This is a genomic window from Oleiphilus sp. HI0079 (assembly GCF_001635105.1).
Window position 1 is genome coordinate 1 of sequence record NZ_LWFT01000453.1, and the last position, 8,393, is coordinate 8,393.

At 48.1% G+C, this 8,393-nt stretch carries 8 protein-coding genes; 2 read left to right on the plus strand and 6 right to left on the minus strand.

From position 1 onward, the window contains the following. A partial coding sequence (locus tag A3750_RS05900) for a methyl-accepting chemotaxis protein (RefSeq protein ID WP_304440175.1) occupies positions 1 to 465 on the plus strand: 465 nt, incomplete at its 5' end. Positions 466 to 585: 120 nt separating this feature from the next. Here A3750_RS05900 and A3750_RS05905 read toward each other — a convergent pair. Then, on the minus strand, positions 586 to 1,476 hold the full coding sequence (locus tag A3750_RS05905; protein ID WP_156492261.1) for a hypothetical protein: 891 nt from the start codon (positions 1,474 to 1,476) through the stop codon (positions 586 to 588). A gap of 329 nt (positions 1,477 to 1,805) precedes the next feature. Further along, positions 1,806 to 2,228 (minus strand): SRPBCC family protein, encoded by a 423-nt coding sequence (locus A3750_RS05910; RefSeq protein ID WP_068452900.1) that lies wholly within the window; start codon positions 2,226 to 2,228, stop codon positions 1,806 to 1,808. A gap of 181 nt (positions 2,229 to 2,409) precedes the next feature. Between A3750_RS05910 and A3750_RS05915 the strand changes: the two genes are divergently transcribed. Then, the gene (locus tag A3750_RS05915) at positions 2,410 to 3,159 is read left to right on the plus strand and encodes a YciK family oxidoreductase (RefSeq protein ID WP_068452898.1); all 750 of its coding nucleotides are present in this window, start codon (positions 2,410 to 2,412) and stop codon (positions 3,157 to 3,159) included. 143 nt (positions 3,160 to 3,302) lie between these two features. Here the strand turns inward: A3750_RS05915 and chrA are convergent, their stop codons facing one another. From chrA to ccmI, 4 genes are all read right to left on the minus strand, one after another. Next, complete coding sequence (gene chrA / locus A3750_RS05920; protein ID WP_082873210.1) at positions 3,303 to 4,532, minus strand: chromate efflux transporter; 1,230 nt, start codon at positions 4,530 to 4,532, stop codon at positions 3,303 to 3,305. 81 nt (positions 4,533 to 4,613) lie between these two features. Next, on the minus strand, positions 4,614 to 5,903 hold the full coding sequence (locus A3750_RS05925) for an iron-containing alcohol dehydrogenase (protein ID WP_197466201.1): 1,290 nt from the start codon (positions 5,901 to 5,903) through the stop codon (positions 4,614 to 4,616). 117 nt (positions 5,904 to 6,020) lie between these two features. Further along, positions 6,021 to 6,866, minus strand: coding sequence for a 3-hydroxybutyryl-CoA dehydrogenase (locus tag A3750_RS05930; RefSeq protein WP_068453379.1), 846 nt, complete (start codon positions 6,864 to 6,866; stop codon positions 6,021 to 6,023). Between the two features lie 19 nt (positions 6,867 to 6,885). Further along, entirely contained in the window at positions 6,886 to 8,208 is a 1,323-nt protein-coding gene (gene ccmI, locus A3750_RS05935; protein WP_068453377.1) for a c-type cytochrome biogenesis protein CcmI, read from the minus strand. Between the last annotated feature and the right edge of the window lie 185 nt (positions 8,209 to 8,393).

Consider the following 8,393-nt stretch of genomic DNA (forward strand, 5'->3'; position numbering starts at 1 on the left):
GCCTTGAATGCTGCTATCGAAGCTGCGCGTGCCGGCGAGCAAGGAAGGGGCTTTGCTGTCGTTGCCGATGAGGTGCGCTCTCTCGCACAGAGAACTCAGGTATCGACAGAAGAAATAAACACGATGATCGAAGCTCTTCAGCTGAGCACGGGCGCAGCGCGTCAGAAGATGGACATCAGTAAAGACTCAACTGCGCAATGTAACGATCACTCAGAAGAGTCTGGCGCGGAGATTGAAAAAATAGCGGCTCTTAATGCGAACATCCTTTCCCTCTCTACGCAAGTTGCAACGGCCAGTGAACAACAAGCACATGTCGCTGAGGATCTTAGCAGCAGCATTGTCGCAATTAGTGACAACGCAGAGAGCTTGAACGAGAGCGCCAGCATTGTTGAAGAAGAAGGAGTCGCGCTGAGAGATCTAGCAACCTCTCTGAGCAATAAGATAAGTTTCTACAAGGTATCTTAAGACATGATTAGAGACAAAGTTTGGCGGGTCTTGGAGTAAAGTGACCTCACGAGCAGTGACGTGCTTCGATACGTGAGCGTAGCTGCGCTTCATAGACTGGGCCTTGCAAAGTAGAAAGACTCAAAAGCGTATTTTGAATCCCGCATCGAACTTGGCTAGGTCATCAGTAACCTCCAAATCCGCATTCGAAATTTCAATAATTTCTCGAGACATAGAGCCCTCAAAAAATAAGCTCAGGTCGAGGTTCGGTGTCCATTCACCGTATAGCAGGAGTGTGTTGTTTGAACTGCTGTCGTTCGTGTAGCGGTAGTCGCGGCTCTCCGAGCTATGGCCAATTCCGAACTGCAGCGAGGGCAAAAAATACCAACCAAGCTTCCCGCCCCACGCGTTTTCCGAGTAACCATGTGCTCTACGCCCAACCCGCATAAAGGGACTTTCGTATTCGTCATACCCCACGCCAAGCTCAAAGGCGATGGCATTCTCGTAAGCCGTAAAGACCTGCCTAAAATTCACTTCCGACTCTTTAATTACAAACCCATCACCAGAAACATGGGACGTGTCGAAATCCACTTTTGCGGTATCGAGCAAATAGACAGAAAGCCCGAGCAGCCCGCCATTCAAATGGCGCTTAGCTTGCTCTGCTCGATGCTCTGCAAAGGCAAGCCCTGCTCGGAAGCGGTAGTCTGATGCAGTATTTCCCCAATCATATTTAACCTGTGCGCGAAGGAAATCGTCTTTTGGCACTTGCTCAATATGCCGAGCTTCAATAGACAAAAAGGCGGCGCGGGAAAAAAAAGCACTCTCTGCAAGCAATTCAGTGTTTGCCTCTACCGGGTCAATATAGTAGCTGTATCGCCCAAAGTAGCGATCTGTATCTTGGTCTTTATGTTGCTGCTCTGATTCTTTTGACGCCATCCCGGAACTGCCCTCCAGCTTATGCTGGAACGCAGAAAACGCATGCTGACTGCCTAGCAAGAGTACAAAGAAGGTCAGCACTACGTTATTTAGCATTTGTGAAAGCCACTCATAATAGAAGTCATTCATTTAGCTAAACAAAATAGGCGAGATTTGCCAAGTTTCTAGGAGAGTAACGCATTCTTTAAATGTGCAAGCTTCACTTCCGGCTCAACACTCATCATTAGATAGAACGAAGTGCACCGAAGAAGTACGCCGAATGATGTGAACATCCAGATCGTTTAGAGAGTGCGCGCGCTGTCGATCGGGTACAGAGCGTAATTGAAACGCGACTCTAGCCTACATCTGCCGCATCGATGCCCGTAATCGTTTCATTTGTCTTAGTGTTGGATTCGATACTGCTACGCGAACCAACAAGTGGTGCGTTAAGCGTTGGCGTACTGTCCAATACCTTTACTAATCCCCTGCTTCAACACGTTCTTAATAAGGCTCGTGGTAAACGGAATTTTAGACTCAAGCTTAATCACATAATCCAACTCGCAACCTTGGCCGGACTCACGAAACTCCAGGGTGCCCACATGATTTTTTATGGGACTTCCCTTCGTAATCTTGTATTCAATAAAGCTGTTCTCTTTGAAGCCGGTAATTGTTTCCTCGAATGGTGGTAGAGGCCCGATATTGATCTTACGAACGGACCCCAAACCATTGGGCGTATCGGAGCCGTCTCTAACGCGCTTCATGTTAATTCCACATAATTTACCAAACTGCTCGTGGTCACTTAACTCTTCAAATACTGTGGCTAAAGGCTTGTTAAACTTAAAATGCATCGAAATAGATTGTTGAGCCATGATACTTCCCTTGTTTATTGTTCTAATGTTTCATTAAATCACAAGCAGAAGACGATAACGCAGATTACTGCATGACAAAATCGGCCATTACCCCTAAAATTTGGCGCTTGTTTGCGGATTTAGATTTTGTTCTACATTTTACTCCGCAGCGCCGCCGTTCGAACCGTTAAGGGAATTCACTATGCAAGATTACCAAGCACCGAAAACGTTATTGAAAGACAAGGTAATTCTCGTCACTGGTGCTGGCGATGGCATTGGCAAAGAAATCGCTATGACCTTTGCCAAGTACGGCGCAACGATTCTGCTACTGGGGCGAACAACGGCCAAACTAGAGACGGTTTACGATTCTATTGTTGAGGCTGGCCTACCAGAACCTGCCATACTTCCAGTAAACCTTGAAGGCGCAGTAGAGACGGACTACCACAAGATAGCAGACGTAATCGATCAAGAATTCGGCCGACTTGATGGCCTAGTTCTCAACGCAAGCTTGCTGGGCTCCATGACGCCCATTGAACAATACGAAGCCGAAGTATGGCAAAAGGTCATGCAAGTAAATGTACATGCTAATTTTTTGCTGGTGAAAACCATGATACCGTTGCTGCGCGCGGCGGATGAACCTTCGGTTGTCTTCACTAGCTCAAGCGTCGGTAGAAAAGGTCGCGCATTTTGGGGAGCGTATGCAGTCAGCAAATTCGCGACCGAAGGCCTTGCTCAAATACTTGCAGATGAACACGATGCTGACGACGACTTTATTAAGTTTAATGTCATCAATCCGGGAGCTACTCGCACGAACATGCGTGCAAGCGCCTATCCTGCTGAGAACCCGATGTCGATCAAAGCGCCGCAGGACATTATGCCGCTCTATCTGTATTTAATGGGAGCGGATAGCACAGGCGTCACAGGACAAAGTCTTGATGCACAGCCCAAATAATCAAGCTTCAGTATAGGAGCGCTTACCCGCCCTAACTTGCCAAGCTCGCTGACCCTAAAGCACTGGTTAGCTTTTGAAAGCCAGCCAGTCCGTTGACACATCTGCACAGCGCGAAGGGATAGCGTTTGCTATCAGCCCTGAGGTCAAAGGATTGCGCCTCCTAATGCTCCCCCACAAAGCACAACCAAAACGACGGAGACACGCCCAAAATACAGTAAGGCAAACGCGGTAGCGGCAAATAACACGTCCGAAAAACCGCTAATGGTCTGCGTCAAAATAGGATCAAAAATTGTCGCCAGCAATAAACCGAGAACGGCCGCGTTAACACCCCACAAGGCTGCTTTGATACGCTGATGATGTTGCAGACTTTGCCAAAACGGAAGCACCCCAAACAAAAGCAAAAACGAAGGCAGGAATATCGCAACTGTAGCGAGCAAGGCTCCGGGATATCCATTTACACCAACCTCATGAGATGCGCCCAAAAACGAAGCAAACGTAAACAAAGGTCCGGGCACTGCCTGTGCTGCGCCATAACCCGCTAGAAACGTATCCCTGTTAACCCACCCAGAGCCGACAATTTCAGTCTCTAGTAAAGGCAACACAACGTGCCCGCCACCGAATACCAGAGAACCCGCGCGATAGTAAGCTAGAAACTGATCAAGGATTTGGCCGTCTGCAAACCATTGCGCAACGAAACCGCTCAGAAACAAAGCAAGCATCACATATGCAATACGATATGGCGTGGCTATGCGCTGGCTGTCAGACGACGTGGGTGGCGCCGCACTCTCGCTTTCGGTCTCGCCCATCTTGACGATTGCACATATCACACCGACCACCACCAAGACGGCAATCGGTGCAAAAATACTCTGCCAGAAAACAAATACGGCCGCGCTTAACATCATTAATAAGATCCGCTTAACATCCGGTGCTAAGCTTTTCTGCATGCCAAGAAAAGCGTGTATAACGACGGCAAGAGCGACGAGCTTTAACCCATGCACCACGCCACCAGACATCCAGTTCGAATCGTAGCCTAATACAACAGCAAAAGTCGCGAGTAAGATCGCAGAAGGAAGCGTAAATGCCAGCCACGCCGAGAAGGCGCCAATAAAGCCCGCGCGGTGATAGCCAACAGCCATGCCAAGCTGACTGCTGGCAGGACCAGGAATAAATTGGCACAAAGCCAGATAACTAGAGAATGTCGCATCATCCAGCCACCTTCGCTTAGCAACAAAAGCCTCTCTAAAGAACCCAATATGTGCAACCGGACCGCCAAACGATGTGCAGCCCAAAACCAAGAAGGTGCGAAATACCTCCCATCCACTCGATCTCGCCGGCCCTTTGCGTGCGTCAGCACCAGATTGTTGACTAAACACGACTCTACCTCTTCGTATTCATGGTTTATGATCTAGTGACACACGCACTCAGAGCAAGCCCTGATCAATAGCTAACCAAACCTACGCACTACGTTTATTCACTTTTGATTTCGCCAAACTAAGCATTAAGCTTTGGGCATCATCAGCAGACATATAGGCTGGGACAGCGTAAGTCGAGTTTGCTTCTTTAAAAGCAGCGCGCCGGATCGCCGGAAAATCCTTCAGCTGAAGTGCCGGAATTTGCGGATCAATACCCACTGTTTCGATTAGCCTGTCAACAGCCGCTATAAACGCTTGCGCATTATCCATCGTGCTAGCACTAGACTTGGCAACACCGATCGTCTCAGCGAGATCGGCAAGTCGACTGGTGACAAATGGCAAATTGAATCGCAGCACATGCGGCAAGACTTTTGCGTTTGCCAAACCGTGCGGAATTCCATACCGAGCGCCAATTTGATGCGCAAACGCATGCACATAACCAAGGCCTGAGATGTTAATCGTCAACCCTCCGTAAAATGAAGCGAGTGCCATATTCTCACGCGCCGTAATATTGCCGCCAGACTTAAAGGCTTTTGGAAGGTTGTCGAACACTAACTTAATACCAGCTTTGGAATAATAGCTCGACTCGTCGTTCGCCATCGTACTTAAGAATGACTCGACTAGATGCGTCAATGCGTCCATTCCTGTTGCAGCCGTTATTGCAGGCGGCAAACCTTTCATCAGCTCCGGATCAAGCGCCGCCATTAACGGGACGATTTTGGTCTCGATGACGAGTTCTTTTTGATGCGTTTTATCATCCGAAATCACTGCACCGATGGTGACCTCCGAGCCCGTACCTGCGGTGGTCGGTATACAAAAAAATGGAGCAGATGCCGATTTGGCTTTCAATATACCGACCAACTTTTGTGGCTCTACCTGATTTGATGCGGCTAAGGCGATCACTTTTGCACTATCAATCGAGGACCCGCCACCGACCGCAAGAACCGAATCACAATTTGCTTGTCTGTACGTTCTAAGCCCTTGCTCAACCACTTTAAATGTTGGGTCTGGCTCGACATCCGTAAACAATTCATAGCTTGCACCATGCTTCTCCAGTGTCGTAAGTATTTTCTCGAGCAAACCGAGCTCGTATAAAGGTCGGTCCGTAACAATAAGCGTCTTTTTAAGACCAAACCCCGCAATGCTTTCGCACAATTTAACGGAAGAATTTTTACCGGATAGAACGGTTGGCTTGGGAATCTTAAGAACGCTCACGAGCGCTTTTAAGCCGGCAATATATCCGGAACCAAGAAGTTTGTTTCGAGCGCGGGACGCACCAACAGGGTTGACCACCTTATCCTCAAAGTGGGCAAGTAAAGTCTCTAAATTCACAATCAGCTCTCCTTAGTTATTTTTAGATTGGCTGTGGAATAAATGTTAACGATATTACTTTACGACTGGATTAAAGCAAACAAAAACGGGGCTTGAGCCCCGTCAGAACAGCCTGTTTTATGAATAGGTATAAAAACCGCTTCCTGATTTACGACCAAGCCTTCCTCCGCGAACGTATTTTTTCAACAGAGGATGAGCGCGATACTTCGAATCACCAAACTCTTCGTACAACACATCCATAATCGCAAGACAGACATCAAGACCGATTAAATCACCAAGCGCTAACGGTCCCATTGGATGGTTTGCTCCCAACTTCATTGCCGCGTCTATATCTTCGGCGCTTGCAACTCCCTCCGCAAAAATACCGACAGCTTCATTGACCATCGGTATCAGAATCCGATTAACAACAAAGCCCGGTGCTTCGGCAACCTCTACCGGCGTTTTGCCAAGTGCACTTGTTAAGTCTTTAACTGCAGCAAAGGTTTCTTCAGATGTCGCAATGCCTTTGATCAACTCAACAAGCTTCATAACTGGCGCAGGGTTGAAAAAATGCATGCCCAGAAACCGGTCGGGGCGTGTCGTTGCAGCGGCGACCTCGGTAATCGATAACGACGAAGTGTTGGTTGCGAAAATAGTATCCTGACCACAAACCGCATCTAGCTCAGCAAAAATCTGCTTCTTTATAGCCATGTTTTCAACAGCGGCTTCGACAATCAAATCAGCATCAGCGACGGTCGAGTTATCCGTTACGCCGGTGATATTACTCATTACGGCATTCGCTTCGGCTTGTGTAATCTTCTCTTTAGAAACGAGACGAGAAAGACCTTTTTCTATCGTTGCGATGCCTCGCTCCACTGCTTCTTGAGCAACGTCTTTCAGAACAACCTGCAAGCCTGAAACGGCAAACGTTTGCGCAATCCCAGCCCCCATTGTGCCAGCACCAATAACAACAACCTTTTTCATATATACCCTCTGGTCTCTTCTAGTTTTCTAAAATCTTATCAGCACCGCTAATCTGCATCATCAACGGCGTGGGACTTGTTTGGCCAACAGCAACGCCTCTCACCGTCACCTCGTAGTCTCCTGACTGTCGCTCTACCCCTCCCGAAGTAATACGCGCAGTGAGATCAACTAATTCGAAAGACGATATCTTGAGCTCCGGCATCATCGCTAAACGATCGTTTAGTACAATGGCCTCAGGTAGCTCGCTAGGACTATAACGAGCCACAGCAAGCGGCATTGGAGGCCCTTGCTGCGCCTTAGCAAAAATCACGACCTGCTCTTTACCAGACAGTGATTTGACAACATCTGGTGCAATCGAGAGCACGACCGAAATGCCGCCAACCCCGTCTACTTGTTTATCGATCTGCTGATCGTCGCCATCTTGCTGAGCGCGAAGAGTTGTTTGCTCACCCGCTCCGATTGCTCGCTGCGCGGACTCAATACCGAGGCGAATTGAATCTTTTGAAGGATGCTCTGGAAAGACATCCAAAATCCTCTTCCAATATTTAATAGCAGCCTCAAAGTCGCGCGCCTCGAAGCTTGCGATAGCCAGTAATCCGAGCGTGTTTGTCTCGTCTTTATTGATTTCAAATGCATTAGCACTTGCACGACGAACTTGCTCTGAATTTAAAGCGCTGCCATTAAAGTACAAGGCCTGAGCCTTAAGGCCATAGAGAGCCGCCTTAGCTTTCGGTTCTTGCTCAATGAGAATTAACTGATCATAGGCCTCAATGGCGATATCGAACATCTGCGCATTCATTGATGAGCTTGCGAGCAGACTCCACCCCTCAATGTTGTTCGGCGAATTACGGAGCTTATCGCGGAGCTGCAGCAGCAAACCGCGCGCATCACCCGCCTCTGCCATCGCTTGAGCCGATGCTAACTCAGCGTCGCTAAAGCGACTGCTTACATGCTGCTCGACCTGATCGTATGCTCCCCATTTGGTGTAGAGATACGCAGTGCCAACAACAATAAGTAGGCTTGTAAAGGTCAATCCAATTAACGTGGACCGATTTGATTGTGAGAGTTCTGCCGCTGCGTTTATCTCTGCATCCGCAAGTAGATTGTCTTCCAGCTCCTGTTTTAGCGCGTCAAACTGCTCATCGCTTATCCGGCCAGCATTTTTCTCAGACGCAAGCTCCCTTAAACGCTCTTTATGTATTCTAACGTTTGCTCTAATTCGCTCTTCATTACTCAGTTTTCCAGCTGCAGCCTCAAGCTGTCGACGTTGAACCCATGGCCAAAAAACAAGTACCAAAGCGAATGCGCATGAAATCAGCGCGATAATCCAAAAATATGTCATGAATTCATTTCTTTAAGTCGATATTTAAATGCAGGAGCTCAGTCATCAGAGTATTTTTCTAATAACTCTGCAACTGAATTGCCTCTCGAAGACCCCGAGTTTTGTTTGGTTTTCTCAACCTCGCTGGGGCTTTTTTTGCGGCGAGAGACTAACAAGATGACGAGAGCGCCAAGGACAATAAAAAC